The following is a 25157-nucleotide window of genomic DNA, read 5'->3' on the forward strand; positions in this document are numbered from 1 at the left end:
CAGTGGTCGTCGTACTCGGTGATGGTTTACCAGTCGATGCGGATTCGCTGGGACTTGGTGGTGCCGTTGACGGTGACTGCCAGGTCGACCGTGCCGGGGCGTAGTGCGGTGAGCTTGCCGGTGGTGGGGTCGTAGGCGGCCGCGGCCCAGAACGGGGCTGTTTTGGCGGGGCCGAGGTGGAGGAAGGTCGAGCCGGTCCAGTCGGCGGTGACCGGGAAGGCTACGGGGACTCGGCGGGAGTCTTGGACGACCGTGGCGGAGACGGTGGCCGACTGGCCTCGGCGGAGGGTTGTCGGGGCCGCCAGCTCCAGGGCGTCTACGTGCGGACGCAGCTCGACCTGGAACCAGGAGCGCTCGGGAGCCGACCAGTGGCGTACGCCGGCGTCAGCGGCGCGGGCGTTGGGGTCGATCCCGACCAGGGCCCAGCCGGTGAAGCCGCCCGCGTCAGGAGCGGCGGCGGGGCTCTTGCCGGAGTTGCCCGTCAGCGGGAGCAGGACTCCGTCCGTACGAGTAGCGGCGAAGGTGCCCGCGTGGGCGGCCATGTACGCCGCGCCCTTGCCGGTCGACGCGCGGAAGTCGGCCAGCCAACGGACCAGCAGCTCGGCCTCCTTGCGGTCCCCGAGCTGCGAGTTCGCGGTCGGCGACGGGTCGTCGATCGGGTGGTGCGCCATCACCACGACGTTGCGGATCGCCGGGTTCTTCGCCGCGTCGTCGAGCTGCTTGCGCAGGTCGAGGATCTGCGCGAACCCACCGGCGCGCAGCGACCCGAGCGACGAGTCCCGCAGCACGAACCGCGTGCCCTTGTGGTCGAACGTGCTGCTCGGCGCACCGAACACCTTGGTCCACTCCGACAGGTCACCCGGGCCGTAGCTCTCGTGGTTGCCCGGCACGTAGTGCACCGGCACCTTCCCGGCGACCTCCTCGTCGATGATCTTCTTCGCCAGCGCGATGTCGTTCGCGAAGCCGCGGTCGACGAAGTCGCCGTTGATCACCAGGAACTCAGGGCGCTGCGCGAGCGCCTCGCGGATCGTCCGCCGGGCCTGCTGGACGAAGTCGGACTCCGGGTCGTCCGCGGTGAACTGCGCGTCCGACAGTACGGCGAACTTCCACCGCTTCCCGTCGAGCTTGCCGTCGGCAACCACCATCGGGTCGACCACCGTGGCCGGCGGCTGCACGGTGACCGGCGGAGCACCCCGGACGGTCAGGTCGTCGACGACGATCCGCCCGGCGTACTGGCGGGTCGGGACCGTCTCGACGACGTAGATCCGCCAGAACTTCAGCGGCATCGTCAGCCCCGGCGGGACGTCGGCCTCGACGTACTTCCAGCCGGTCCAGTCGACGGTGGTCGCGAGGTTGAGGGTCTGCGCCGAGCCGCCGGCGCCGTCGTACGCGTTGGCGCGCAGCCAGGCGCCCTTGCCGTCGCCGTACACCCACGCGCCGACCTTCTGCGGCTGACCGGGCAGGACCTGCTGCGGCGTCATCGACAGGTACGCCGCACGCGTCGCGGTGCTGCCGGTCAGCGAGTAGTCGAGCGCGATCGCCTGACCGCCGTCGTGACCTTCAGCGGCCGACCGGGTCGCGGTCGCGGCACCGGCCGGTACGGCGTTCGCCTGCCAGCGGGTCAGGTCGTCGAGCTCGTCGACGACCTCACTGCTCAGCCCGGCGGTGACGCTGAGCTGGGTGCTGAGCGCGCCGACCTTCGCGGTGATCACGGTCGAGACGGCATCGGTGCCGAGCGCGTTCACCTCGAATCCATTGCCCTTGGCAACTACATTGACGAGCGCCTGGTCGTAGGTCAGCTTGACGTCACGCGGCTCGACCCAGGTCGAGAACCCGTCGGCGTCGTACCCGTTGACGCTGAAGAAGCCCTTGGTGGTGGCGTTCGGCACGGACACCTGCTTGCTCGACGGCGCGAGCCGGGTCGGCTCGCCGAGCACGGTCATCGGGAAGCGGCCGTTGGCGGAGCCCTTCGCGGCGGTGATCACAACGTCGCCGGCCCGGCGGCCGGTGACGACGCCGGAGCTCGTGACTCGGGCGTTGCTGCCGGCCGACCAGTACGGCGTACCGGCGGCGGGTGCGTAGGTCTCGTCGTGGCCGCGAGCGGTGAGGACGCGACTCAGGCCGGTCAGGACCCTCGCGCTGCGGGTGAGATCGGCGTCGGCGGGCTCGGCCGTCGTACCGGTTGCTTCGATCTGGAAGCCCTTGAGCCGGCCCGAACCCTTGACCGGGAGCAGGCCGAGGCCGTTCGGGGTGAGGCGCTCGGAGCCGTCGGACGGCTTGTTGACCACCTCGGGCGTGGCCTCGCCGGGCGAGCGCTTCAGCATCGTCGACGAACCGCCGCCGTCGAGGTTGAGCACGTCGTCGGCGCCGAGGTCCAGCATCAGCCGGGCCAGTTCCTTCTCGGTCAGGCCGCGGGAGTCGACCATCCGGCCGTCGACGGTGAGCAGGATCATCCGGCGGCCGTCGGCGGAGAAGCCGATCGCGGTGCGGGGGTGCAGGGCGGTGTCGTCGACGTTCAGGATCTGGCCGTCGCGGGCGAGCTGGATGTTGCCACTGAGCGCGACCGCGGCATCGGCGGCATCGGCGCGGGGGCCGTACTTCACCTCGACCTTGTCGCCCGGCTCGAACGCCTGCAGGGCGGTCGCGCCGGTCTCGCGGCCGATGAGGGCCTGCTCGTTCGCGGCGAGCGGGGTGGTCGCGGGAGTGGTCGCCGTGGAGACGACGACGCCGTCGCGGAGGATGACCTCGCGGACGGTCGGGAGGCCGTCGACCGTGCGGGTGCGGGCGGCCTCGCCCCACTGCGGGGTGTAGAGGCCGATGCCGTTCGCGTTGACCGTCGGCGAGTTGAGGTTGGTCAGGTCGACCTTGCTCGCGTCGTCGTCGGTCGCGGAGCCTTCGAGGAAGACCTGGGCGATGCGGCCGAGGCCGTCCTTGCCGATCACGGCGGTGTCGTTGTGGCCGGCCGACGGACCGTTGACGAAGCGGCCGGCGCCGCCGTCGGCGTCGCGCTCGATGCCGATGCCGAGCGGTGCGCCGGTGTCGTTGATGTCGAAGAAGTCGCCGTTGACGCCGGCGATCGCCTTCTTCCGCTCGACCTGCTGGCTGAGCACCTCGCGACCGGAGACCGTACCGGGGTTGAGGTAGTCGACGGTGACGCCTTGACGGTCGAGGTCGGCGACGAGGATGTCGCCGCGCAACCAGCCGCGCGCGTCGAGACGGTCGAAGCTGGTGTAGTTCACACCGGGCGCGACGGGGCTGTCGGTACGGCGGGTGACGATGCCTTCGCCCGGTGGGGCGATCGCGACGTCGGGGATGTCGGAGGCGGCCGAGGAGCCGCGGTGGGCTTCGACCGGCTGGATGGGGTCAGCCGAAGCAGGCTGGATGGTGGTGAGGAGCAGTCCGCCGGCGACGAGGCCGGCGGTGAGTGTACGACGTACTGGTCTGGAGAGAGCGGGCGTGGACACGGAGCCTCCTGGCGGTGGACGGGCGTGGCCATCCGACGAGGCGTGTCCTACTGCCGTGTGAGGCGTGGGTGTACGCCGATCGACCGAACGGTGACAAACTAACGTCTCCGACGGTCGATCGGAAGATTTTCTACCCGATCAGTCGGTGGCGATCTCGCGGCCGTACGACTGCCAGGCGTGCATCCCGCCGTCGAGGTTGATCGCCTCGCGGCCCTCGGACAGCAGGTACTGGGTGGCGACGCCGGAGCGGCCGCCGACCGCGCACACGCAGATCACCTTCTGGCCGAGCGGCACCTCGCCGACCCGCTGCTGCAGCTGGCCGAGCGGAATGTGCGTCGCGCCCTCGATGTGACCGCTGTTCCACTCGTCCGGCTCCCGCACGTCGAGCACGAAGGCCTCGGCCAGCAAAGCGTCGTCCACGTCGGCGACGACGACGGCGGGAATCATCGGGTTCTGCGTCATACCCCGATCATTGCAGCCCGCGGGTGAACCATCACACCCGGAGCGACGGAATGCGGATGCTCAGCCGGTGGATCGTGCGTTGACACCGCCGGTCAGGCGGCGGAAAGTCGACCGGGGGCCGCCCGTCCGCGACCCCCGACCGGACGACGACGGCCGGCACGACGAAGTCACGGCGGCGACCGCGCGACGGCGTCGGCAACGGTCAGCATCGGCTGACAACGGGAGGCACGGCTTGGCGTTGGTCGAGGGGATCCCCGGCGAGTTCGGCCCGCAGCCGTGGGGTGAGGCGATCCTGCGGAACTGCGGCGTCCTGCTGCTCAAGATCACCCGCCGCCCCGCCGACCACGAGATCCGGCTTCCGGGACTGGCGACCACGCCGCGGCACGTCATCGAGGAGCGGACCGGCAAGGCACTCACCTGGCGCCGCGACGGCGACGACCTGGTCGTCCGCCTGCCGGCCGGCCAGCTCCCGGCGCTCACGGTGGTGAAGGTCGCTCTGCAGGGCAAGCTCAGAATTGTCCCGCCGGACACGACGACTGCGAACGCCGACGGCGTCTGGGACCTCACGCCGGCGACGCTGTCGAGAGCGACGTTCCACCTGGTCGCCCGTCGTACGGCCGATGTCGGCGTCCGGCTGATCGGCCCGGCCGAGGCCGGGATGCGGCTGATCGAGGGGCTCGCGCCGGGCGATGAGTTTCAGGTGCAGGTCGCCGGACGCTCGTACGGCGTACCGATGGCCGACGTCGTCGGCCAGGTCATCGGGCCGTTCCCGGTCCGAGCCGGGCAGGTCGCACGGTTGTCGGTCGCCGGCCTGGTGGCCACCCGCGCGCTGGTGGCGCCGGTGGGGACCGTACTGGCGTCGGTGCACTCGAGCGGCGGCCGGCTCGAGGTGCAGGTGACGAACTTCGGCCGTACGGCGGCTCGCGGGTCTGTCCGCGTTCCGGTGCCTGCGGGGTGGCACGGCAGTGCGGACACCTGGGAGTTCGAGGGGCTGGCCGCGGGAGCGACCATCGGCCGAAAGATCCAGCTGGAACGAACGGCCGGTGCGACACCGCTGGTCGTCCAACTCGATGCCGGCCGCCGCTCCGCTTCGCTGCCCTGGTGACGACCTGAGCTACTTGAGCAGCTTGGACAAGCGGCGATCGGCCAGGGGCTTGCCGCCTGTCTGGCAGGTCGCGCAGTACTGCAGGGAGGAGTCGGCGAAGCTGACCTCGCGGACGGTGTCGCCGCAGACCGGGCACTTCTCGCCCTTGCGGCCGTGCACCCGCATGCCACTGCGCTTCTCGGACTTGAGGTCCTGCGCGGCCAGGCCCTTCGAACGCTCGACCGCGTCGCGCAGCGTCTCCTGCATCGCGGTGTAGAGCAGGTGCAGCTCGTCGTCGGTCAGGTTGGCGGCCGGTTTGAACGGGCTCATCTTCGCCACGTGCAGGATCTCGTCGGAGTAGGCGTTGCCGATCCCGGCGATCACCGACTGGTTGCGCAGCACACCCTTGAGCTGGACCCGGCCGGCCTCGCGCATGATCTCGGCGAACCCCTCGGGCGAGAGCGTGAACGGGTCGGGGCCGAGCTTGGCGATCCCGGGGACCTCGTTGATGTGGCGTACGACGTACACCGCGAGCTTCTTCTGCGTGCCGGCCTCGGTCAGGTCGAACCCGGACTCGTCGTCCAGGATCAGCCGCAGCGCGATCGGGCCCTTGCCCGGCCGGACCAGGCCCGTCGACTGCTGCTCACGCCAGCGCAACCACCCGGCCCGCGCCAGGTGGATCACCAGGTGCACGCCGGACGCCTCGAGGTCGAGGAACTTGCCGTGCCGGCTGACGTCGTCGATCAGCAGCCCGGTCAGCGCGGAGATCGGTGGATCGTAGGTCTTCAGGGCGCTGATCGCGGTGATGTCGGCACGCACGACCGCCCGTCCGACGGCTCGTTCCCGCAGGAACCCCGCCAGCGACTCGACTTCCGGCAACTCGGGCACGATCCCAGTGTGCCGTACGGCACGGACAGTTCACAGACTCGCCAGTAGGGGTTTCGGGGTCCGGGTGCGCGGAAACCCGGGGGTCGGTCAGGCGGATTCCCCAGGTGGTTTCTTGGGCTGAGCCGCTACCTTCGACACAAGAAGAGAAGGAGGCCCCCGATGGGTTTCGTGAAGACACTGCTCAAGGGCGCTGTGGTGGCCAAGCTGGCCCAGGTCGCGCAGCGTGAGCTGAGCAAGCCGGAGAACCAGCGCAAGGCCAAGGAGATGTTCCAGAAGGTTCAGCAACGCCGCAACGCGCACTGAGCCTCACCGACTCCGCCCGGCCCGGCGAGCAGGGACGACCCTCGCCGGGCCCGACGTGCGCCCTCGTACGGCGGCCGGACGGCGCCGCTGGGCCGGACCAGTGCGCCGGCGGCCGTCGTACGGGTGAGTAGGCGGGTCAGAGCTTGACGGCCTGCAGGGTGTAAGTGCAGGGGAGTCGCTCGGGACGGTCGGTGAGGCGCCACTCGGCGAAGTCGGGGTCCTTGGTCATCTTGCCGGGCAGCGGGACCCAGGGAGCGCTGTCGTGCTCCTCGAAGGCCGTCACCTGGAGACCGTGCTGGAACAGCGCGGTCATGATCTCGCCGAGGCCGTGGTTCCACTCGTGGGTGAGGTTGTGCTGGAACTGCACGTCGGTCTCGACGTACGTGCCGCCCTCGTCCCAGACCATCGGCTCCTGGGTCTCGAAGTACGGGTAGTTGACCGCCAGCTCCTCGGTCGCGTCGTCGAGCGCCCAGAGCATCGGGTGCCCCTCGCGGACGAACATCCGCCCGCCCGGCTTCAGCAGCCCGCTCACCGCGGCCGCCCAGCGGTCGATGCTCGGCAGCCAGCCGAGCGCGCCGATGCCGGTGAAGACCAGGTCGTACGACGCCGCACCGAGCACCTCGACCGCGTCGTACACGTCGGCCTGGTGGAAGTCGACCTCCAGCCCGAGCTTGTCCGCAAAACCCTGCGCCTGCTGCACAGCGGGCCCGGAGAAGTCCAACCCACTCATCCGCGCCCCCAGCCGCGCGAGGGACACGGTGTCGGTCCCGATGTGGCACTGGAGGTGCACCCCGCGCAAACCGCTCACATCACCCAGCCGCGGCAGATCGAACCGCACCACGTCCGAGATGAACGACGGATCACTCTCGAACTCGGCCAGCTTGTAGTCCGGCGAAGCAGCATGAGCCGCCACCCGCTCGTCCCAGCTCTCGCGATTGACCACCCGGTAGTCATCCATGCCAGCGAGGGTGACACACCACCCACACAGTCCGCCCCAGGTTTACGCCCCCGACCCAAGCACCCCAAGGTTTTGGGGCTGCCCGCTCTGGACTGAGGAGGGAGGGAGCGCAGCGACCGACCGACGAGGGAAGAGCGGGCGAAAAAGCCCCAAAACCCGCCGAGCCGGAGGCGAGGCCAAAAAACACAGCAGGAACCCGCCCGAAACCTGGCAACCACCAGGCTGGGCGGGTTGGACCGGACGGGCAGCTGTCAGGCGGCGTGCCGGCCGTGGGTCGTGTGCAGGCGAGCGCGGCGGATCTGGACGACGCTCTCGGAGGTGGTGGCGGGCTTGTGGGTGAAGGGCTTGGCCGACGCGCCGAGGGCGAGCAGGTCGAGCTTGGTCCTGGCCAGGTCGCGGTCGTTGGTCGCGCCGGCCGGGAGGCCGCTGGAGTGGCGGCGGTTGCTGACCTCGAGGGCGGCGATGATGGTCAGTGCGAGGACTGCGAGAACTACGATTCCGGTCATGGCAGTAATCATGCTAGCGTTCACATACCGCCACAATTGGCACTACTGACCACCTTCGGCAAATTTCTGCCATACTGGCCTGCATGTTGCGCAAGATCGCCGTGGTGCTGATGGAGGACGTCGCGCTCTTCGAGTTCGGAGTGCTCTCGGAGGTCTTCGGGATCGACCGGACCGACGACGGCGTGCCCGCGTTCGACTTCAAGGTCTGCTCGACCCGCCCGGGAGAGCCGCTGCGGACCAGCAGCCATTCGGCCGTCATCGCGCCGTACGGGCTGGACGAGCTGGAGGACGCCGACCTGGTCGCGCTGCCGGCGACGACCTGGCGGGAGGCGTACGACGAACGCATCCTGTCCGCCCTGCGCAAGGCGGAGGCCCGCGGCGCGATCCTGCTGACGGTCTGCTCCGGCGCGTTCGTGCTCGGCGCGGCCGGGCTGCTCGAGGGCCGCAACTGCGCCACCCACTGGCGGTACGCCGACCTCTTCCGCGAGCGCTACCCGCGCGCCAAGCTCGACCCGGACGTCCTGTTCGTCGACGACGGCAACATCATCACCAGCGCCGGTACGGCGGCCGGCATCGACGCGTGCCTGCACCTGGTCCGCCGCGAGCTCGGCAGCGCGGTCGCGACCCGGATCGCCCGCCGCATGGTCGTCCCGCCGCAGCGCGACGGCGGCCAGCGCCAGTACGTCGAGGTCCCCGTCCCGGAGTCGTCGAGCGAGAGCCTGCAGCCGGTCCTGGACTGGATGGTCGCGAACCTGACCGTCGAGCACACCGTGCCCGACCTGGCCCGCCGGGCGCAGATGTCGGAGCGCACCTTCGCCCGCCGCTTCGTCGCCGAGACCGGGACGACGCCGCTCAAGTGGGTCACCACGCAGCGCGTCCTGCACGCCCGGACCCTGCTGGAGCAGACCTCGCTGGGCATCGAGCAGATCGCCGCCGAGGCCGGCTTCGGCACCGCGGCCCTGCTGCGCCACCACTTCCGTCGCGTCGTCGGCGTCCCGCCGCAGAACTACCGGCGGACCTTCCAGACCGCCTGACGGCACGCCGGGGAGTGACAACGCGCACACAATTTGCGATCGCCGTACGCCGTCTGCCTAGGATCACAGAGGTGTTACAGGGGGAGTCGGTCGAGATGTCTGTGAGTTGTCGCAATTGGAACCGCCCTCTCCCCAGGTGGCTTCGTCACGCCGCCTGAGCTGGGACGTCGTCCGCGTCGTCGCCGTTTTCGCCGTGGTCCTCAGCCACACCACGTACGAGGGCCCGGTGCTGCACCCCGAGCTGGGTGAGCCCCTGGGTCACCACCCGTTCCAGGTCGGCGCCAGCGTGCTGCTGGTGATCAGCGCCTACTTCGTCTGCGTGACGGTCCGCAAGGGCCCGACGCTGCCGTGGCTGTGGAAGCGGATCTCCCGGGTCCTTCCGCCGTACCTGGTGGCCGTGCTGGCGACGTACACGCTGCTGGTGCTCTTCGGCCCGGACAACTGGATCCTGCCGACCCCGCGCGACCTGTGGGGCAACCTGACGCTGATCGTGTCGCTGGACCCGACCGTCCGGCTGATCGACGGCTCGTACTGGACGTTGCCGCTGCAGCTGATGGCGTTCGTCGCCGCCGCTCTGCTCTGGCCGCGCGGGATGGGCTCGCCGTCGCGGATCACCGTGCTGCTGTGGGTGATGACGGTCGCGCCGGTGATCCTGCAGTGGAACGACCAGATCCTGCGCAGTCCCCTGGTGGTGCAGCAGGTCTGGAACGGGTTCGGCTTCCACCGGTTGCAGCTGTTCGCGATCGGGATCGCGCTCTGGCTGTGGTCGCAGCGCCGGATCAGCGCGGTGCACCTCGGCGCGCTGCTCGTCGCGACCGTCTACGCGCAGTACGCGCACACCTCGGACCTCCCGTCGGCACTCGGCATCGGCGCGCTGCTGATCCTGGTCGCCTTCGCCGCACGCGGCCGGGACTGGCTGGTCTTCACGCCGATCCGCCGGCCGATCCAGTTCCTGGCGAAGATCTCGTTCGGCATCTACCTGCTCAACCAGGAGCTCGGCTACCTGATCGCCTACCACCTGATGCGCCTCGGCCTCGGTCGCCCCGAGCAGGTCGTCGGGGCCGTCGGCGGCGTCATCGTTCTCGCCTGGCTCCTCACCCGGTACGTCGAACAACCGGCGTACCGCACGCTGACCCAGCTCGTCGTCCCCCTCCAGCGCCTCGGTTTCCGCGCCATCGGCCGCCTCCATCCCTGATCACAGCCGCGACTCGAACCTGTCGCGGTCCCGTGATCTTCCGCATGGGGATTCGCTGATCGGGCAACCGGACAGGTGTTCCCGATGCGTGAGGAGTCAAAAGATGTTCGTTCGAACCGGGCTCGCCGTTGCCGCACTCGCCGCCCCGTTGGCCTTCCTGCCGACAGCCGCCACCGCCGCGCCGACGCCGCAGTGCGACGGCAGCCGGACCGTCGCAGTTGGCAACGGGTGGGAGATCACCACACCGGGCCTGTGGGAGAGCACGAGCGTCAGCTGCAACCTCGTGTACGGCGACTTCCCGCACCGGAACCCGGCCGAGCCGTTCGGCGACCCGGCGGGCGCGATCAAGGGCCTGCAGCAGACCCTGAACTACTGCTACGGCGCGAAGATCGTCGTCAACGGGTACTACGGCGTGACGACGCGCGACGCGGTCAAGTCGGTGCAGCGCCGGTACGGCGTCGCGGCGGACGGGATCTACGGACCGCAGACCCGTTCGGCGATGAACTGGCGGCTGCACGACCCGGCGAAGAACATCGACAGCACGACCTGCTACAGCCCGATCTGACCTGCGCCACAGGGGATTCGCCGCGGGGGCGAATCCCCTGTCCCTGGTCAGACCGAGCGCTGGTACGTGCGGAACGCGCGGGTGGAGAGATAGGCCACGACGAGCGTGAACGCCAGCAGGTAGAGGCCGTGGCGACCTGCTGAGGCCCAGTCGGGGTTGGCGGACAGCGACTCACGGGCGGCGATCGTCGCCCAGTCGACCGGGTTGAAGCGGGCGGCGACCTCGACCCAGTGCGGGGCGAGCTTCGGGTCGATCATGATCGACGACATGAACGTCAGCGGCAGCGAGACGAACTGGGAGATGCCGATCAGCGCCTCCTGCCGGCGGGTGAGCAGCGCGACCGCGTTCGACAGCGAGCCGAACGCCGTCCCGATCAGCACCGACGCCGCGACCGTGACGAGGAACCCGACCACGCCCCCGTCGTACCGGGCGCCGGCGGCGAGGCCGATGCCGAAGACGAGCAGCGCCTGGATCGCCGTACTGGTGGCGTTGCTGATCAGCTGACCGGCCATCAGCGCGCCGCGGCGAACCGGTGAGGCGAGCATCCGGTCCATCACCCCGCGCTCCATGTCGGTGATGAACGCGGTGCCGTTCCAGCCGCTCGACATCAGCGCGGTCATCATCACGATGCCCGGCGTCAGGAAGGCGATGTACGACGTGGTGCCGAAGCCCGGCAGGTCGACGATCCCCTTGAACAGCTGCCCGAACAGCAGCAGCCAGATCGCCGGCTGGACGAGCGTGAACGCGATCAGGGCCGGCGAGCGGAACTGCGCCCGCAGCCAGCGGGACGTGATCAACCCGGTGTGGGCGAGGACTGGGGTGCTCATCACGCCACCTGCTCTTCCGCCGCCTGGAACGAGCGACCGGTGTAGCTCAGGTACACGTCGTCCAGCGACGGCCGCGAGACCGTCACCGCGCCGACCGGAATCGCCTTCTCCTCAAGGGCTCCCAGCACCGCCGGTACGGCGGTGGCGCCGCGGTCGACCCGCGCCCGCAGAGAGTTGCCCTCGACAACGATCTCGCCGATGCCCGCGAGACCGGCGAGCAACGACCGGACCGAGCCGTCGACATCGGGATCGACCAGCTCGACCTGGACGGTGTCGCCGCGCAGCTCGGCCTTCAGCCCCTCAGGGGTGCCCTCGGCAACGATCTTGCCGTGGTCGACGATCGCCAGCTGGTCCGCGAGCCGGTCGGCCTCCTCCAGGTAGTGCGTGGTGAGCAGGACGGTGAGGCCTTCGTCTCCGGCGAGCAGCCGGACCTCGGCCCACAGGTCGGCGCGTGCTTCCGGATCGAGCCCGGTCGTCGGTTCGTCGAGGAACAGCACCTTCGGGCGGTGCACCAGCCCGAGCGCGACGTCGAGTCGGCGCTGCTGACCGCCGGAGTACGTCTTCACTTGCCGGGATGCCTGCTCGGTAAGGCTGAAGCGCTCCAGCAGATCCCGGGCCCGCGACGTCGCCGTGGACCGGGACAGGCCGTGGATGCGGCCGCTGAGCACCAGGTTCTCCAGGCCGGTGGCCATCGGGTCCGAGCTCGCCTTCTGCGGGACGTAGCCGATCACGTGCCGGACCTCGTCCTGCTCGCGGTTGACGTCGTACCCGGAAACCAGCGCCGTACCGGAGTCCGCGCGGGACAACGTGGTGAGGATCTTGACGGTGGTGGACTTGCCGGCGCCGTTCGGTCCGAGCAGACCGAGCACGACTCCTTCCGGCACGCTGAACGTGAGACCGTCGAGGGCCCGGACCCCCGGGCCGCGGCGGGCTCCGGGATAGGTCTTGACCAGGTCGACGGCCGTCAGGGCATGACTGACCATGGTGACTCCTTTGATGGGGTGAAGGAGCCGGGCCGTCTATCCTGATGATGCACCTTGGGTCATCAGGTCCTTCGGGACCGGCTCGAGGAACTGACGGCCCTCGACCCAGGTGTTGCCGCACCTCGGGCCGGGGGCCGTTTCTCACTGTGCGTCCGGTAGGACCTCCCGCAACCAGGGGAAGTCGACACCGAAGTACTTGACCGGGTCCTTCAGCAGCTCGCCCGGGTGGATACCGAGCTCGGCGACCAGTTCGTGGGTACGGCGCCAGAACTCGGTGCCCTCCAGGTCGTCGGTGCGGATCCGCTCCGCGAGGCGGCGGACGAACGCGATCTCGGTCCGCAGCAGCTCGACCCGGAACTCCGACTCGATCCAGAAGATCTCCGGGAACTTCTTCGAGCGCATCATCGCGTGCATGCCCTCGAGCCCCGCGGCCTCCTGCTCCAGCACGCCGGCCCGCTGCTCGAGCAGGTCGGCGACCCGGTCCGGCGCGAACGCCGGCAGGTAGGCGAGCCCGGCCTCGAGCTGGCTGAAGTCCTTCTCCGGCTCTCCGAGCAACTCGGCCAGCCAGGAGTCGAACTCCTCGCGCCCGGTGGCGGTGATCGCGTAGACGGTCCGCTCCGGCCGGTTGCCGTCGCGCACGGTCTCGACGGCCTCGATGAAGCCGGCCTTCTCCAGCGCCGTCACCACCGAGTACAGCGAGCCGTAGTTGAGCTTGATGCTCCCGTCCTTGCCCCGGCTCTTGAGCATCGTCGAGATCTCGTACGGGTGCATCGACCGCTCGGCAAGACTGCCGAGCACGGCGAACGCCAGCGGGTTGCCCACCTTGCGCCGGACCATCAGCCCTCCTCGATCTCGATTACTTGAGATCGAGTATTCGCCGACGGGTACCCGATGTCAAGTAATCCAGCACTTGCCGGCTCGGCAGCTGTCGGCGCGGTAGAGGCCGGCCTCGACCACGACCTCACCGGCGCTACCGACGCCGACCGACAACTCGGCCGGCGTATCGGCCGACCAGTCGGCCGGGACCGGGAGCTGGGTCTTGGTCGCGCACGGCACCGGGTACTGCGCGACGGACGGCCCCGACTTGCTGTGCAGCGCCACGATCACCTGGGCCGAGGAGTGTGTGCAGCTGGCCAGCAGCCAGATGGCGTCCCGGGGCCGGGCCTGGCCGATCGCCTGCTGCCTCCACTGGTACAGGCGGGCTGTGGTGGGGAGGTCGAACTTCAGCGAGGTCTGCTCGATCAGGTACTTGCCGCCGGTCTTCGGCTGCAGGCCGCCGGCTGCCTGGGTTCCGCCGCCGAGTCCGGTGATGCTGGTGGCGACAGGTGTTCCTGGCACCGACTCGCTGCCGGAGCGATGGGCGCTGACCAGTGCCCCCGAGGCGACGGCGACGACGAGCGCGCAGGTGGTCGCCGTCGCCCGACGACGCGCGATGCTGTTCGCCCGCTGCCGGATGGCCGGGCCGGGATCTCCCTGCCCCTCCACCGGTACGACGGCCTGGTGCAGGCGCCGGCGCAGGTCATCGGGGTTCATCGCCAGGCCTCCTTGCTCAGTACGGGATCGTTGCGCAGCTTGGCCAGCGCGCGACTCGACTGGCTCTTCACGGTTCCGGTGCTGCACCCGAGGATGCGCGCGGTGTCGATCTCGGACAGGTCCTCCAGGTAGCGCAGCACGATCACCGCGCACATCCGGCGCGGCAGGCGGCCCAGCGCTTCGAGCAGCACGGCGTTCTCGTGCAGTACGTCGTACCCGCCGTCGGCGACGTCGTACGGAACGGAATCGGTGGGGATCTCCAACCGAGTGCGTTTCACCCGCCACCAGGCGCGGTGGGTGTTCACCAACGATCGGCGGACGTAGTAGTGCGGGTTCTCGGCCTTGATCTTCGACCACGACAACCAGCAGCGCGCCAGCGTCGTCTGCAGCAGGTCCTCGGCCAGGCCGCGGTCCTGGGTCAGCAGGTACGACATCCGCAGCAGGCCGTCGTACCGCTCCGTGACGTACGCGCTGAACTCGGCGGCCGAGTCGTCCACCCGGCGCGCGGGCGCCCCGACCCACACCCCTGGCTCCGAGAACGTCTCCCCCTGCATGCCTGCAAAGAGTCCGGCCGCCGCCGCGAGGTTGCATTACGTTGTTGTCGAATCCGTGGTCAGCCCGTTCGTCAGGACTGGTAACGACGACAAGGAGTTCGCTGATGAGTGCCATCGTGACCGAGATCGAGGTCGACGCCCCGCAGGCCGACGTCTTCGAGTACGTGATCGACCCGACCCACTTCCCGCAGTGGCAGGCCGGCGTGACCGGCGGCGGCCTGGACCACGACGGCCCGCCGGCGATCGGATCCGTCTGTCACACCACCCGCCGGATCGGCGGCCGGCAGCGGGAGACGACGTCGACGATCGTCAAGTACGCACCGCCGCACGCGTGGGCGGTCCGCGGCACCGAAGGGCCGATTCGCGGCGCGATCGACGTCGCCGTCGCACCTGTGCCCGGTACGACGCGGAGCCGGGTGACGATCAGCGTCGACTTCACCGGTCACGGGATCGGCAGGCTGCTCGTCCCGCTGATCGTCGAACCCCATGCCCGCAAGGAGATGCCGGCCAACCTGGCGCGCCTGAAGGAGCGGCTCGAAGCCAGGAGCTGAGCATCAGACCTTCAGCTCGGCGGCGTACCAGGGCTTGACGACCTCGTCGATGATCGCCAGGCGTTCGTCGAAGGGGAGGAACGCCGACTTCATCGCGTTGATCGCGAACCAGCGGAAGTCGGTCAGGCCGTAGTCGAAGGCGTCGGCGAGCAGGGCGAGCTCGCGGGTCATCGACGTACCGCTCATCAGGCGGTTGTCGGTGTTGACCGTGACCCGGAAGCGGAGCTTGGTGAGCAGGCCGATCGGGTGGTCGGCGATGGAGGTCGCGGCGCCGGTCTGCAGGTTGCTGCTCGGGCACATCTCCAGCGGGATCCGGCGGTCCCGCACGTACGCCGCCAGGCGGCCGAGCTCGACGCTGCCGTCGGCGTTCTCGGTGATGTCGTCGATGATCCGGACCCCGTGGCCGAGGCGGTCGGCGCCGCACCACTGGATCGCCTGCCAGATCGACGGCAGACCGAAGGCTTCGCCGGCGTGGATGGTGAAGTGCGCGTTCTCGCGCTGCAGGTACTCGAACGCGTCCAGGTGCCGGGTGGGCGGGTAGCCCGCCTCCGCGCCGGCGATGTCGAACCCGACGACGCCGGCGTCGCGGTAGGCGACGGACAGCTCGGCGATCTCCATCGAGCGGGCCTGGTGCCGCATCGCGGTCAGCAGCTGGCGGGCGACGATCGGGCGGACGGCGTTGGCCATGCCGTGCTCGAAGCCTTCGCGGACCGCGTCGACGACCTGCTCCAGCGACAGCCCGGCAGTCAGGTGCTGCTCGGGGGCGTACCGGATCTCGGCGTACACGACGCCGTCGGCGGCCAGGTCCTGCACGCACTCGCTCGCGACCCGGGTGATCGCCGCGGCGTTCTGCATCACCGCGACGGTGTGGTCGAAGGTCTCCAGGTACCGCTCGAGCGACCCGGAGTCGGCCGACTCGACGAACCACTCGCCGAGCTCGGCGGGATCGGTCCGCGGCAGCCGGTGCCCGATCTCCTGGGCCAGCTCGACGATCGTCGCGGGCCGCAAGCCGCCGTCCAGGTGATCGTGCAGCAGCACCTTCGGCGCCGCGGTCAACTGCTCGGGAGTGATCATCGGCCCATCTTGGCATCCTTGGTGATCTTGAATACCGGTACGCCGGGGGCAACCTGCAGCAGGGTCTCGAGCGAGGAGTTCTTGTCCACGTCGCCCTCGAAGAACGCGCCGACCTCCCAGGACCACTTCTTCAGGTAGACCCGGAGCACCTCGGGCTTGTCGGCGTCGGCGAGCTCGACGGCGTGGAACACCTCGGTCTTCCGGCCGAGCCGGAGCCGCGCCTCGGGGGTGGCGCGCAGGTTCTTGACCCACTGGACGTGTCCGCGCGGGGCGACCAGGTACGGCTGGCCGTCGAGCGTCATCAGGTTGACCGGCGTGCTGCGCCACTCGCCGGACTTGCGGCCCTTGACCGAGAGGACCCGGCTGCCCATCAGGCTGATCCCGGTCTTGGTCAGCGCGGCGACGAGCTTGTTGAAGACCAGCATGCTGCCGTGGCCGGAGGTGATCACGCGATTCTTGTCGTACGTCTGCTTCATGGCGGTGGGCCTTTCAAGCTTTGCGAGAGCGGTGCTCTCTGTTGTGACCAGTGAACACGTATCGGGTGATCCTTGTCAAGAGCACTGCTCTCGCTTTAGTGCAGTGATCGTGGCAGACTGCGGACCATGAACGCCGGACGCACCGCACGTGACAGAGCCCGGGCCGAGCTGACCCAGGAGATCAAGGACACCGCGCGCCGCCAGCTCGCCACCGACGGCGCCGAGCGGCTCTCGCTGCGCGCGGTGTCACGCGAGCTGGGCATGGTGTCGTCCGCGCTGTACCGGTACTTCCCGAGCCGCGACGACCTGCTCACCGCGCTGATCATCGACGCGTACGACGCGCTGGGGGCGGCGGTGGAGAAGGCCGCGGGTGCTGCCGTGGGGAAGGGCGCTGGGGCGGGGAAGGGCTCGGGCGCTGGGGTGCGGGAGGCCGCGGGGGCTCCGGCGGGGAGGGGCGCGGGCGCCGCGGTGCGGGAGGGGATGGCGTCGGGCGAGCCTCGGGAGGCTTGGCTCGCGGCCTGCCGGGCGGTGCGCGCGTGGGCCCGGAAGCACCCGCACGAGTACGCGCTGATCTACGGGTCGCCGGTGCCTGGGTACAGCGCGCCGCAGTCGACTGTGCAGCCGGCCTCACGAGTGGCGGTCTGCCTGCTCGGCGTGCTGCAGCGGGCGCAGGCGGCCGGCGTACTGGAGGTGCCTGCTGATGCCGTCGAGCCCGCGGGTGCGCTGGTGGATCAGCTGCAGCAGCTGGAGGCCGTGGCGCCCGACGTACCGAAGGCTGTGCTGCTGCGGACCGGGATGATCTGGGCGCAGCTGTTCGGGCTGGTCAGCTTCGAGCTGTTCGGGCAGTTCGTCGGGACCTTCGATCCCGCGGACGAGCTGTTCGAGGCGGCGATCGCGTCGCACGCCGCGTTTCTAGGCCTGGGGAGACACGCCCTGAGCGAACGCGTCGGGCAGAGGTAGTTCGAGGGCGCGCTGGACGCGGCGGACGTACTGGTCGCGCGGGATCTCGACCGCGCCGAGCGTCGCCAGGTGGTCGGTGACCCACTGGATGTCGAGCACGCGGTCGGCGGCGTACTTGTCGTCGAGCAGCTCGACCAGCCCCGCGACGGCAGCCTTCGAGCCGTCGGTCTTGCGGTGGAACATCGACTCCCCGGCGAACAGCCCGCCGATCGCCACGCCGTACAGGCCGCCGGCCAGCTCGTCACCGTCCCAGGCCTCGACCGAGTGCACCCAGCCCAGCTGGTGCAGCCGCGTGTACGACGCGATGATGTCCTCGTCGATCCAGGAACCGGGTCTGCTCGGGTCGGCGCACGCGCGGATCACCTGGTCGAAGGCGGTGTTCACGCGGATCTCGAACCGCTGCCGGGCTCTGCGCAGGGAGCGCGAGGGGCTGAACCCCGCGATGTCGATCACGCCGCGCTCCAACGGCGACCACCACAGCAGCGGACCGTGACTGTCCGGCATCGGGAACAGCCCACGCCGGTACGCCGCCAGCACGGTCCCCGGCTCGAGATCCGCCCCCGCCGCGACGACGTCCCCGCTCCCGGCCACCGCGACCGGCGGAAACTCCCAGACGGAGACAGGCGGTTCGACAGGCACCCCACCATCCTCGCGCACGCCCCAGGAGCCCGTACGCCGGGCAGGTGGTCGCGGGTGCTGAGCGGGGCCAACACATGCGATCGCGGGGGTGCGGCGGGCGCCTCCGCCCCACCCCGGCTCAGAGCGCGACGCGGAGGCCCGGGGTGGCCAGGACGACCGGGCAGCCGGCTAGTTGGGAGGCCTCGTCGAGGAGGCGGAGGTGGTCCTGCCAGGAGCGGAGGTGCGTGAGGACCAGCAGCTTCGCGCCGGACTTCGCCGCCAGCCGGCCAGCGTCCCCGGCGGTCAGGTGTCCGCGCATCGGCCCGTCGGCGTCGTACCCGGAGGCCTCAGCCAGCAGCACCCCACACCCGTCGGCCAGCTCCTCGATAGCGGCGCACGGCTCGGTGTCGGCGGTGTAGCAGAGCACGTCGTCGACGCGGCTGGCCCAGCACTCGCCGTGCTCGACCCGTGCCAGCCGGACCAGGACCGGACCGAGCTGGAGATCACCTGCTTCGGCGTACGTGCTGGTGAAGTCGTCCGGATTGGTCGTCAGCACGTCGTTCATGTCCGACGGGCCGTAGATCCGCAGCGGCCCACAGTCGGAGCCATCCCGGATCGCCTTCGAGCGGTAGTACGACAGCTGGGTGAGGTCCGACCAGTGGTCGGAGTGCGCGTGGGACACGACCACGGCGCCGATGTCCTCCGCAGCGGCGTACCGCTGGAGCGGTCCGGCGGCCCCGGCACCGAGGTCGAGGAGCAGCCGGTAGCCGTCCTTCTCGACCAGGTAGCTCGACGCGGCCGAGTCCGGACCGGGGGCTGAGCCCGCGCAGCCGACGACAGTCAATCTCATGCCCGGCAACCTAACCGTGGCGGCGGGTCGTCCAGGAGGTTGCCAGGGCGCGACCGGGGTTTCTCCCGAGTGGCGCGGTCGGGGGCGGCACGTAGAGTTGAAGGTGCGCCGCCCGCGGAGGCCGGGCGCCCGCGCCTCACCGAAGCCTCGAGGAGAACCGTGGCCGGAGTAGCAAGGTTCGTCGCCAGCAGTCTCGCGCCCGCCGCCCAGCGGTTCGCGCCACAGGCCGCGGCCGGGATTCTCCGGCAGGTCCTGGAGATCGCGATCGACGGGTACCAGCGGTTCCCCGGCGCGGAGAAGATCGCCGAGACCAAGCTGGCCAAGGCCGACGACGACGTCGCGGTCGCGATCGAGGCGGTGATCGACCAGCACATCCGGCTCGCCGGGGTGCAGGGCTTCGTCACCAGCATCGGCGGCCTGGTGACGCTCCCGGTCGCCCTCCCGGCCAACCTGACCGGCCTGGCGATCGTGCAGGCGCGGATGGTCGCGGCGATCGCGCACCTGCGCGGGTACGACCTGGGCGATCCGCGGGTGCGGACCGCGGTGATCACCTGCCTGCTCGGTGAGGACGGCGTGACGGACCGGCTGAAGAAGGCGAACCTGCCGACCTCCCCGCTCGGCATCGCGACGGCACCGGTCTTCGACCCGGAGCTGGATCGGCAGGTCGCCGGTGAGGTGGTCGGCGAGCTGATCGCGCGGGTCAGCGGCAAGCGGATGGCGATCACGGTGACCCGCCGGGTCCCGCTGCTCGGCGGAGTGGTCGGCGGCGGGGTCGACGGCTGGTCGACGTACCGGATCGGTCAGTACGCCGACAAGAGCCTGGTCCGACGGATCCGGCGCCCGATCGAACCGTGATCGCGCCGTACTGGGGGACGATGCTGGACTGCTCGGACCCGCTCGCGCTGGCGTCGTTCTACCAGCGCGTCTGTGGTGGGTCGGTGGTGGTGTCGAGCGACAGCTTCGTCGAGCTGCGGCTGGACGCGTGCAGCCTGGGGTTCCAGCGGGACCTGAACTACCGCGCCTCGACCTGGCCGGACCCGAGGGTGCCGCAGCAGGCGCACCTCGACTTCAAGTCGGCTGACCTGGACGCGTCCGAGGCGCTCGTGCTGGACGCCGGGGCGACGAAGGCCGTGCTGCAGCCGTCGCCGGAGGCGTTTCGCGTGTACCTCGACCCGGCCGGGCACCCGTTCTGCCTGAGCACGTGGGGAACGCCGGCCGGTCCGCCGGAATCCCGGTAAGCCGAGCGCCCCGATCGCCTGCCGGAGTCCCGGTGAACTGCGCGCCCGATCGCCTGCCGGAATCCCGGTGAAACTGTCGGCGGTCGGTGCGACGATCTGGTGGTGAGCAACCGCCGGGCCGAGCTCGGGGAGTTCCTGAAGGCGCGGCGTGCCCAGGTCGCCCCCGGTGCCGTCGGCCTGCCCGCGGGCGGACGTCGCCGTACGCCGGGACTGCGCCGCGAGGAGCTGGCGCAGCTGGCCGGCGTCGGCGTCACTTGGTACACGTGGCTCGAGCAGGGCCGCCCGATCAACGTCAGCGGCCAGGTGCTCGACGCCGTCGCGACGACGCTCGGCCTGAGCGAGGCCGAACGCGGGCACCTGTACCGGCTGGCCGAGGCGACGCCGGCCCGGCCGCTGCGCGCCGGCGTCTGCGCGAACGAGCTGGTGATGGCCGAGATCATCACCGCGCTCGACCCGCTGCCCGCGCTGATTACCAACCGGCGCTTCGACATCCTGCGGACGAACGACGCGTTCGGCGACCTCTTCCACGACTGGCACACGCTGCCCTGCGTCCACAAGAACCTGCTCTGGTGCATCGTCACCGAGCCGCTCGCCCGGCAGCAGTTGCTGAACTACGACACCGAGGTCCCGTACCTGGTGGGTCGCCTGCGGTCGGCGTACGGCGAACACCTCGGCGACCCGGCCTGGGAGACCGACATCGACCGGCTGCGCGCGATGAGCCCCGAGTTCGACACCCTGTGGTCCCGCCACGAGGTCGCCGAGTGCGCTCCCCGCCCGCGCCACGTCCTGCATCCCCAGGCCGGCGAGCTCCGCTTCACCGTCACCGAGCTGGCCGTCCCGGCCCACCCCGACCTGGTGATGTTCGTCGAGACCCCCGCCGACGAGCTCACCCGCGAACGCCTGCCCCTGACCCGACTGGCACCAGCTGCCCGGTGAGGGGTCGCGGTGGGGCGAACTGCTGTCTCCGGGTCCGCTCTAGCTGTACTCGGCCAGGACGTTGGTGACGAATCCACCGGGCCTGCAAAGCCATCTCCCACCGCGCGCGCCGTACCGCTCCCGCGATGCCTTCCCGCTCCAGTTTGTGCACCGGCCAGTCGCAACCGTTCCATTTTGTGCACCCACCAGCCGCCCGGAGGCCTCAAACGTGGCCAACCGGTGCACAAAGTGCCGCGAGCACCCGGAGGCCGGAACGTGGCCGGGAGCGGGAGCGGGCCGGGTCGGCGGGGCCGCGGGCGGGGGTGGCGGGGCCGCGAACGGGCCGGGACGGCGGGGGCGAGCGGGCCGGGGTGGCGGGGCCGCGAACGGGCCGGGACGGCGGGGAGACCACGAACGAGCCGGAGCCGCGGGGAGACCGCGGGCGAGCCGGGCGGCGGGCGGGCCGGGGCGGGCCGCGGGCCGGGCTCGGCGGCGGGCGGGCCGGGGCGGGCCGGGGCGGGCCGGGCGGGGCGGCGGACGGGGCGGGGCGGGCCGCGGGCCGGGCTCGGCGGCGACTTTGTGCACCGGTCAGCCCTTTGAGGGGCCTGGAGGTGGTCGGCCGGTGCACAAAGTAGCGAGAAGGGCCGGCGGGTGTGAGCCAGACAGCAGTTGATGCCCGGCGGGACGCGGGGCGGCACGACGGGCGCGGGGCGGTGCCGGTGTCACCAACCTCGCGGCCGAATACACCTAACCGGCGAGGGCTTGGACCACTCGGCTGGCTGAGGGTTTGCCGAGTTGCTGGGACATCCAGACGCTGGTGGCGACGAGTTTCTCCAGGTCGACGCCGGTTTCGATGCCGAGGCCGTCGAGTTGCCAGACGAGGTCTTCGGTGGCGAGGTTGCCGGTGGCGGACTCGGCGTACGGGCAACCGCCGAGGCCGCCTGCTGAGCTGTCGACGACCGTGACGCCTTCGCGGAGCGCGGTGAGGGTGTTGGCGAGGGCCTGGCCGTACGTGTCGTGGAAGTGGACGGCGAGCTGGTCGACGCCGACGCCGGCGTGCTGGAGGCCGCTGATCAGGGCGATGACCTGGCCGGGGGTGGCAACGCCGATCGTGTCGCCGAGGGAGAGCTCGTGGCAGCCGAGGACGGCCAGGCGCTTGGTGACCTTGACGACCTGGTCGACCGGGACATCGCCCTCCCACGGGTCGCCGTAACACATCGACACGTAGCCGCGGACCGCGAGACCGGCCGCCAGGGCGCGCTCGACCGTCGGCGTGAACATCGCGAACTGCTCGTCCAGCGTCGAGTTCAGGTTCTTCCGCGCGAACGTCTCGGTGGCGCTGGCGAAGATCGCGATCTCCCGCACGCCGGCCTCGAGGGCGCGGTCGAGGCCGCGTTCGTTCGGGGCCAGCACAGGAGCCCGTACGGCGGCCGGCAGGTCGAGCAGCTTCAGCAGCTCCGCCGCGTCGGCCAGCTGCGGGACCCACTTGGGGTGCACGAAGCTCGTCGTCTCGATCGTGGTCAGGCCCGCGCCGGCAAGGCGCCGTACGAACTCGGCCTTGACGGCCACGTCGACGATCGCGTCCTCGTTCTGCAGTCCGTCCCGCGGGCCGACCTCGTAGATCGTCACCCGCTCCGGCAGCCCGTCGACCGTCGCCCGCTGCGGCTTCCGCACCTTGCCTCCATCCCGGCTCGCCGATCCGACGAACCCGCTCGGCTCCGAGCCGCGGAGGGTTCTCCTCCAGAATGGCTCGTGATGACAACTCTGGCCGACATTCTGCGCGGGATCGAGCACGGCGTCTTCCCGGCCCCCGACCTGACCACGTCCGTCGTCCCGCCGCCGTCGCCGCGCGACACCTGCGTGATCGGCCTGACCGGGCACCTCGTCGTCGCCGCGGACGTCACGCCCGAGTGGGTCGCCGAGCACCTCGACCTGACCGACCTGGCCGCGCCGCTCAACCCGCCGTTCCTGCACGCCCTCGAACAGCTGACCGGCCGCGAGGTCAACGGCATCGACGCGATGCTGCTCGCGCCCGCGCTCACCGACGAGTCCGAGCGCGCCGAGCTGCTCGCGGGACTCACGCCGTTCACCGACGAGTCCCACCCGCGCATCCGCCGAGCACGTCGCTACCGCGACGAGGTCCGCGTGTTCACGACGTCTACCGGCGGCCTCGTCCTCACCGGGCTCGGCCTGGCCGGCCGCCAGGAGGTCGCCCTCGAGGTCGACGAGAACGCCCGCGGCAAAGGCGTCGGCCGCCACCTGGCCCGGGCCGCCCGGGCCCTGGTCCCACCAGGCACCCACATCTGGGCGCAGGTCACCCCGGGCAACGCCGCGTCGCTGCGGATGTTCCTCGCCGCCGGCTACGTCCCGGTCGGCTCGGAGGCCCTCCTCGTCCGCTGAGGACGGCGACGTACCGGTTCGTGCTGACAACTCACCGTCAGACCCCTAGGGTCGAGGTCACAGAGGGTTGCGGCACGGGATTGCGGGGGAAAACGCCAGTCCGGGGGGTCGGATGCTTGACGCGCTCGCACATCAAGGCAAGTTCGGTGAGGACTACATCCGGGTGCTCGCGTCCGCGGCCGGGCTGCTGGTGTCCAAGGACGATCTCGACCACGACGGCATCGACTTCACGATCAAGATGCCCGGCCGGTCGTCGTACGGCTGGTCGCCGCGGATCGATGTCCAGGTCAAGACCACCGCGAAGCCCAAGCAGCGCGCCGCCGCCTTCGACTTCGACGGCCTGAACCAGTCGCAGTACAACAAGCTCGCCGGTCCGGACTTCATGGTCCACCGGTACCTGTTCCTGGTGATCGTGCCTCCGCGCGCGGACCAGTACGCCGCGCTCGAGACCGGTGGGCTGCTGCTGCGGGACGTCGGCTACTACACCTCGCTCCGGCAGCGGGACCCGATCGCCGCGGCTCGCACCGACCGGCGCGTCCGGGTCACCGTGCCGACGGCGAACGTGCTCACGGTCACCAGCCTGCGCGGCCTGGTCAACCCGGACACGCTCCGGATCCAGCCATGACGGACCTCAGCGTCACCGCCGTCAGCACCTACCTGGAGTCCGCCGGATGGTCCCGGACGGATCGCTCGTGGCACGGCGGCGTCATCTGGACCAACGGCGCCGAGGAGGTGCTGGTGCCACCCCGCGACGACATGGGCGACAGCGCCGCCAGACTTCGGGAGCTGCTGCTCGCGCTGGCCGACGCTGAGGAACGACCGGTCACCGAGGTCACGCGCGAGATCGTCTATCCCCTGCTGGACTCCGCGGCGTACGAAGGGCCGGTGGGTCCGGGGCCGGAGGGGTTCATCCCGTTGCCGTCGGGGCTCGGCGCGCTGCGCGGGGTGCACTCGATGTTCACCGCGTCGGCTCGGGCGGTGCTGGCGGACTCGCGGTTTCCGGCCGACCATGCCGTGTCCGAACTGCTCGCGGGGGTTCACCTCGGGACGACGGCCGGGCAGCAGTTCGCGCTGACGTTGCTCGTTCCGCTCGGCGAGGACCACCACTCGCTCGGTCGCCGGACCTTGGTGCAGATGCACAGCTCCACCCTCGCCGTACGAGAGGCGGCAGCCACCGGCGCCTTCGAGGACCTCGCCGTCACAGCAGAGTTCTGTACGGCGCTCAGCTCGCTCGCGGGTGACGACCTCCAGCAGCCGTTCACCCTCGGCTTCCGTTGGGCTCGCGGGGTTCCCGCGCCGCTCTCCGACCAGCGCCTCGCCTTCCCGCCTGGGGCCGGCGAGGTGATCCGCGACGGGGCCGAGCGGTTGGACGACCGCTCGGAGGTCGCCGCGTCCGCTCCATCGCCGGAGACCGGGACGGTCGCGATCGTCGGCCGGATCGAAGCGCTGCACGACACCCCGGGCAGCGAGGACCGCTGGCGGATCAAGCTCCGCGGCGCTCTCGTGGTCGACGGCCGGCGTACCGCACGCCGAAGTCTCTGGATCCGCCTGACCGGCCAGGAGCAGTACGACGAGGCGCTGGCCGCGCACCGGCAGCACCGCGAGGTCCGCGTCGACGGGACCTGGACCGGGACGCGCGGTCCACGGATCCAAGCCGATCCCGACGGGCTTCAGCTCGTCGTACCCCCTGACTGACTCGATGCCGTACCGACCGGAGGA

28 protein-coding genes are annotated in these 25157 nt (G+C 70.6%); 13 read left to right on the forward strand and 15 right to left on the reverse strand.

Annotated elements, in window-relative coordinates; all coding sequences use genetic code 11:
• Positions 1–26: 26 nt before the first annotated feature.
• Together ACLQ2O_RS01860 and ACLQ2O_RS01865 are read right to left on the reverse strand one after the other, a co-directional pair.
• Entirely contained in the window at positions 27–3464 is a 3438-nt protein-coding gene (locus tag ACLQ2O_RS01860; protein ID WP_425826448.1) for a phosphodiester glycosidase family protein, read from the reverse strand.
• Positions 3465–3602: 138 nt separating this feature from the next.
• The gene (locus tag ACLQ2O_RS01865) at positions 3603–3926 is read right to left on the reverse strand and encodes a rhodanese-like domain-containing protein (RefSeq protein WP_425826450.1); all 324 of its coding nucleotides are present in this window, start codon (positions 3924–3926) and stop codon (positions 3603–3605) included.
• Positions 3927–4158: 232 nt separating this feature from the next.
• Here ACLQ2O_RS01865 and ACLQ2O_RS01870 point away from each other — a divergent pair, with 232 nt between their 5' ends.
• On the forward strand, positions 4159–5031 hold the full coding sequence (locus ACLQ2O_RS01870) for a hypothetical protein (protein ID WP_425826452.1): 873 nt from the start codon (positions 4159–4161) through the stop codon (positions 5029–5031).
• A 9-nt stretch (positions 5032–5040) separates the two neighbouring features.
• Here ACLQ2O_RS01870 and ACLQ2O_RS01875 read toward each other — a convergent pair whose 3' ends face one another.
• Positions 5041–5898, reverse strand: a complete 858-nt coding sequence (locus ACLQ2O_RS01875; protein ID WP_425826453.1) for an Fpg/Nei family DNA glycosylase — start codon at positions 5896–5898, stop codon at positions 5041–5043.
• A 159-nt stretch (positions 5899–6057) separates the two neighbouring features.
• Between ACLQ2O_RS01875 and ACLQ2O_RS01880 the strand changes: the two genes are divergently transcribed.
• A complete protein-coding gene (locus ACLQ2O_RS01880; RefSeq protein WP_344177384.1) occupies positions 6058–6201 on the forward strand; it encodes a hypothetical protein in 144 nt (47 codons plus the stop codon).
• Positions 6202–6337: 136 nt separating this feature from the next.
• Here ACLQ2O_RS01880 and ACLQ2O_RS01885 read toward each other — a convergent pair whose 3' ends face one another.
• Both ACLQ2O_RS01885 and ACLQ2O_RS01890 read right to left on the reverse strand, forming a co-directional pair.
• Positions 6338–7159 carry a class I SAM-dependent methyltransferase gene (locus tag ACLQ2O_RS01885; protein WP_425826456.1) on the reverse strand — a complete coding sequence of 274 codons (822 nt, stop codon included), beginning with the start codon at positions 7157–7159 and terminating at the stop codon, positions 6338–6340.
• 251 nt (positions 7160–7410) lie between these two features.
• Positions 7411–7665, reverse strand: a complete 255-nt coding sequence (locus ACLQ2O_RS01890; protein WP_425826458.1) for a hypothetical protein — start codon at positions 7663–7665, stop codon at positions 7411–7413.
• Positions 7666–7748: 83 nt separating this feature from the next.
• Between ACLQ2O_RS01890 and ACLQ2O_RS01895 the strand changes: the two genes are divergently transcribed.
• The 3 genes from ACLQ2O_RS01895 to ACLQ2O_RS01905 all read left to right on the forward strand — a co-directional run bounded on the left by ACLQ2O_RS01895 (position 7749) and on the right by ACLQ2O_RS01905 (position 10459).
• Entirely contained in the window at positions 7749–8699 is a 951-nt protein-coding gene (locus tag ACLQ2O_RS01895; RefSeq protein ID WP_425826460.1) for a helix-turn-helix domain-containing protein, read from the forward strand.
• Between the two features lie 136 nt (positions 8700–8835).
• Entirely contained in the window at positions 8836–9894 is a 1059-nt protein-coding gene (locus ACLQ2O_RS01900; protein ID WP_425826462.1) for an acyltransferase family protein, read from the forward strand.
• A gap of 103 nt (positions 9895–9997) precedes the next feature.
• Positions 9998–10459, forward strand: coding sequence for a peptidoglycan-binding domain-containing protein (locus ACLQ2O_RS01905; protein WP_425826464.1), 462 nt, complete (start codon positions 9998–10000; stop codon positions 10457–10459).
• A 47-nt stretch (positions 10460–10506) separates the two neighbouring features.
• Here the strand turns inward: ACLQ2O_RS01905 and ACLQ2O_RS01910 are convergent, their stop codons facing one another.
• The 5 genes from ACLQ2O_RS01910 to ACLQ2O_RS01930 form a co-directional block, all read right to left on the reverse strand.
• Positions 10507–11286 carry an ABC transporter permease gene (locus ACLQ2O_RS01910; protein ID WP_425826466.1) on the reverse strand — a complete coding sequence of 260 codons (780 nt, stop codon included), beginning with the start codon at positions 11284–11286 and terminating at the stop codon, positions 10507–10509.
• On the reverse strand, positions 11286–12269 hold the full coding sequence (locus ACLQ2O_RS01915; protein ID WP_425826468.1) for an ATP-binding cassette domain-containing protein: 984 nt from the start codon (positions 12267–12269) through the stop codon (positions 11286–11288). The genes ACLQ2O_RS01910 and ACLQ2O_RS01915 overlap by 1 nt, the downstream gene beginning before the upstream one ends.
• Before the next feature lie 141 nt (positions 12270–12410).
• Positions 12411–13106 (reverse strand): PadR family transcriptional regulator, encoded by a 696-nt coding sequence (locus tag ACLQ2O_RS01920; protein WP_425826470.1) that lies wholly within the window; start codon positions 13104–13106, stop codon positions 12411–12413.
• Positions 13107–13163: 57 nt separating this feature from the next.
• Positions 13164–13802, reverse strand: a complete 639-nt coding sequence (locus tag ACLQ2O_RS01925; protein WP_425826472.1) for a hypothetical protein — start codon at positions 13800–13802, stop codon at positions 13164–13166.
• A complete protein-coding gene (locus ACLQ2O_RS01930) occupies positions 13799–14356 on the reverse strand; it encodes a SigE family RNA polymerase sigma factor (protein WP_425826474.1) in 558 nt (185 codons plus the stop codon). The genes ACLQ2O_RS01925 and ACLQ2O_RS01930 overlap by 4 nt, the downstream gene beginning before the upstream one ends.
• A gap of 104 nt (positions 14357–14460) precedes the next feature.
• Here ACLQ2O_RS01930 and ACLQ2O_RS01935 point away from each other — a divergent pair, with 104 nt between their 5' ends.
• The gene (locus tag ACLQ2O_RS01935; protein WP_425826476.1) at positions 14461–14907 is read left to right on the forward strand and encodes an SRPBCC family protein; all 447 of its coding nucleotides are present in this window, start codon (positions 14461–14463) and stop codon (positions 14905–14907) included.
• 3 nt (positions 14908–14910) lie between these two features.
• On the opposite strand, the gene ACLQ2O_RS01940 is transcribed toward ACLQ2O_RS01935, so the two are convergent.
• Complete coding sequence (locus ACLQ2O_RS01940) at positions 14911–15981, reverse strand: adenosine deaminase (RefSeq protein WP_425826478.1); 1071 nt, start codon at positions 15979–15981, stop codon at positions 14911–14913.
• Positions 15978–16457, reverse strand: coding sequence for a nitroreductase family deazaflavin-dependent oxidoreductase (locus tag ACLQ2O_RS01945; RefSeq protein WP_425826480.1), 480 nt, complete (start codon positions 16455–16457; stop codon positions 15978–15980). The genes ACLQ2O_RS01940 and ACLQ2O_RS01945 overlap by 4 nt, the downstream gene beginning before the upstream one ends.
• Positions 16458–16583: 126 nt before the next feature.
• Here ACLQ2O_RS01945 and ACLQ2O_RS01950 point away from each other — a divergent pair, with 126 nt between their 5' ends.
• Entirely contained in the window at positions 16584–17417 is an 834-nt protein-coding gene (locus ACLQ2O_RS01950) for a TetR/AcrR family transcriptional regulator (protein ID WP_425826482.1), read from the forward strand.
• Here the strand turns inward: ACLQ2O_RS01950 and aat are convergent.
• Together aat and ACLQ2O_RS01960 are read right to left on the reverse strand one after the other, a co-directional pair.
• Positions 17370–18056 carry a leucyl/phenylalanyl-tRNA--protein transferase gene (gene aat, locus ACLQ2O_RS01955; RefSeq protein WP_425826484.1) on the reverse strand — a complete coding sequence of 229 codons (687 nt, stop codon included), beginning with the start codon at positions 18054–18056 and terminating at the stop codon, positions 17370–17372. The genes ACLQ2O_RS01950 and aat overlap by 48 nt on opposite strands.
• A gap of 118 nt (positions 18057–18174) precedes the next feature.
• Entirely contained in the window at positions 18175–18885 is a 711-nt protein-coding gene (locus tag ACLQ2O_RS01960; RefSeq protein ID WP_425826486.1) for an MBL fold metallo-hydrolase, read from the reverse strand.
• A gap of 159 nt (positions 18886–19044) precedes the next feature.
• On the opposite strand from ACLQ2O_RS01960, the gene ACLQ2O_RS01965 reads away from it, so the two are divergent.
• The 3 genes from ACLQ2O_RS01965 (at position 19045) to ACLQ2O_RS01975 (ending at position 21059) form a co-directional block, all read left to right on the forward strand.
• On the forward strand, positions 19045–19740 hold the full coding sequence (locus ACLQ2O_RS01965) for an EcsC family protein (RefSeq protein WP_425826488.1): 696 nt from the start codon (positions 19045–19047) through the stop codon (positions 19738–19740).
• The gene (locus ACLQ2O_RS01970; RefSeq protein ID WP_425826490.1) at positions 19737–20123 is read left to right on the forward strand and encodes a VOC family protein; all 387 of its coding nucleotides are present in this window, start codon (positions 19737–19739) and stop codon (positions 20121–20123) included. Before ACLQ2O_RS01965 ends, ACLQ2O_RS01970 begins: the two co-directional genes overlap by 4 nt.
• A gap of 102 nt (positions 20124–20225) precedes the next feature.
• Positions 20226–21059: a helix-turn-helix transcriptional regulator gene (locus tag ACLQ2O_RS01975; RefSeq protein ID WP_425826492.1), complete on the forward strand. Its 834-nt coding sequence runs from the start codon at positions 20226–20228 to the stop codon at positions 21057–21059.
• A gap of 726 nt (positions 21060–21785) precedes the next feature.
• Here ACLQ2O_RS01975 and ACLQ2O_RS01980 read toward each other — a convergent pair.
• Positions 21786–22712 (reverse strand): hydroxymethylglutaryl-CoA lyase, encoded by a 927-nt coding sequence (locus ACLQ2O_RS01980; RefSeq protein ID WP_425826494.1) that lies wholly within the window; start codon positions 22710–22712, stop codon positions 21786–21788.
• Positions 22713–22793: 81 nt separating this feature from the next.
• Between ACLQ2O_RS01980 and ACLQ2O_RS01985 the strand changes: the two genes are divergently transcribed.
• From ACLQ2O_RS01985 to ACLQ2O_RS01995, 3 genes are all read left to right on the forward strand, one after another.
• Positions 22794–23438 carry a GNAT family N-acetyltransferase gene (locus ACLQ2O_RS01985; RefSeq protein WP_425826496.1) on the forward strand — a complete coding sequence of 215 codons (645 nt, stop codon included), beginning with the start codon at positions 22794–22796 and terminating at the stop codon, positions 23436–23438.
• A gap of 112 nt (positions 23439–23550) precedes the next feature.
• Positions 23551–24063 (forward strand): DUF4365 domain-containing protein, encoded by a 513-nt coding sequence (locus tag ACLQ2O_RS01990; RefSeq protein WP_425826498.1) that lies wholly within the window; start codon positions 23551–23553, stop codon positions 24061–24063.
• The gene (locus ACLQ2O_RS01995) at positions 24060–25133 is read left to right on the forward strand and encodes a hypothetical protein (protein WP_425826500.1); all 1074 of its coding nucleotides are present in this window, start codon (positions 24060–24062) and stop codon (positions 25131–25133) included. The genes ACLQ2O_RS01990 and ACLQ2O_RS01995 overlap by 4 nt, the downstream gene beginning before the upstream one ends.
• Positions 25134–25157 lie beyond the last annotated feature (24 nt).

Origin of the sequence: Kribbella sp. DT2 (assembly GCF_049844575.1) — a bacterium.
Lineage (GTDB): Bacteria > Actinomycetota > Actinomycetes > Propionibacteriales > Kribbellaceae > Kribbella.

What these genes read in the sequence shown, in the direction of transcription:
- ACLQ2O_RS01865 (WP_425826450.1), bottom strand. Translation starts at nt 3,926, where the DNA reads ATGACGCAGAACCCGATGATTCCCGCCGTCGTCGTCGCCGACGTGGAC.
- ACLQ2O_RS01880 (WP_344177384.1), top strand. Translation starts at nt 6,058, where the DNA reads ATGGGTTTCGTGAAGACACTGCTCAAGGGCGCTGTGGTGGCCAAGCTG.
- ACLQ2O_RS01885 (WP_425826456.1), bottom strand. Translation starts at nt 7,159, where the DNA reads ATGGATGACTACCGGGTGGTCAATCGCGAGAGCTGGGACGAGCGGGTG.
- ACLQ2O_RS01890 (WP_425826458.1), bottom strand. Translation starts at nt 7,665, where the DNA reads ATGACCGGAATCGTAGTTCTCGCAGTCCTCGCACTGACCATCATCGCC.
- ACLQ2O_RS01895 (WP_425826460.1), top strand. Translation starts at nt 7,749, where the DNA reads ATGTTGCGCAAGATCGCCGTGGTGCTGATGGAGGACGTCGCGCTCTTC.
- ACLQ2O_RS01905 (WP_425826464.1), top strand. Translation starts at nt 9,998, where the DNA reads ATGTTCGTTCGAACCGGGCTCGCCGTTGCCGCACTCGCCGCCCCGTTG.
- ACLQ2O_RS01910 (WP_425826466.1), bottom strand. Translation starts at nt 11,286, where the DNA reads ATGAGCACCCCAGTCCTCGCCCACACCGGGTTGATCACGTCCCGCTGG.
- ACLQ2O_RS01915 (WP_425826468.1), bottom strand. Translation starts at nt 12,269, where the DNA reads ATGGTCAGTCATGCCCTGACGGCCGTCGACCTGGTCAAGACCTATCCC.
- ACLQ2O_RS01920 (WP_425826470.1), bottom strand. Translation starts at nt 13,106, where the DNA reads ATGGTCCGGCGCAAGGTGGGCAACCCGCTGGCGTTCGCCGTGCTCGGC.
- ACLQ2O_RS01925 (WP_425826472.1), bottom strand. Translation starts at nt 13,802, where the DNA reads ATGAACCCCGATGACCTGCGCCGGCGCCTGCACCAGGCCGTCGTACCG.
- ACLQ2O_RS01930 (WP_425826474.1), bottom strand. Translation starts at nt 14,356, where the DNA reads ATGCAGGGGGAGACGTTCTCGGAGCCAGGGGTGTGGGTCGGGGCGCCC.
- ACLQ2O_RS01935 (WP_425826476.1), top strand. Translation starts at nt 14,461, where the DNA reads ATGAGTGCCATCGTGACCGAGATCGAGGTCGACGCCCCGCAGGCCGAC.
- ACLQ2O_RS01940 (WP_425826478.1), bottom strand. Translation starts at nt 15,981, where the DNA reads ATGATCACTCCCGAGCAGTTGACCGCGGCGCCGAAGGTGCTGCTGCAC.
- ACLQ2O_RS01945 (WP_425826480.1), bottom strand. Translation starts at nt 16,457, where the DNA reads ATGAAGCAGACGTACGACAAGAATCGCGTGATCACCTCCGGCCACGGC.
- ACLQ2O_RS01950 (WP_425826482.1), top strand. Translation starts at nt 16,584, where the DNA reads ATGAACGCCGGACGCACCGCACGTGACAGAGCCCGGGCCGAGCTGACC.
- ACLQ2O_RS01960 (WP_425826486.1), bottom strand. Translation starts at nt 18,885, where the DNA reads ATGAGATTGACTGTCGTCGGCTGCGCGGGCTCAGCCCCCGGTCCGGAC.
- ACLQ2O_RS01985 (WP_425826496.1), top strand. Translation starts at nt 22,794, where the DNA reads ATGACAACTCTGGCCGACATTCTGCGCGGGATCGAGCACGGCGTCTTC.
- ACLQ2O_RS01990 (WP_425826498.1), top strand. Translation starts at nt 23,551, where the DNA reads ATGCTTGACGCGCTCGCACATCAAGGCAAGTTCGGTGAGGACTACATC.
- ACLQ2O_RS01995 (WP_425826500.1), top strand. Translation starts at nt 24,060, where the DNA reads ATGACGGACCTCAGCGTCACCGCCGTCAGCACCTACCTGGAGTCCGCC.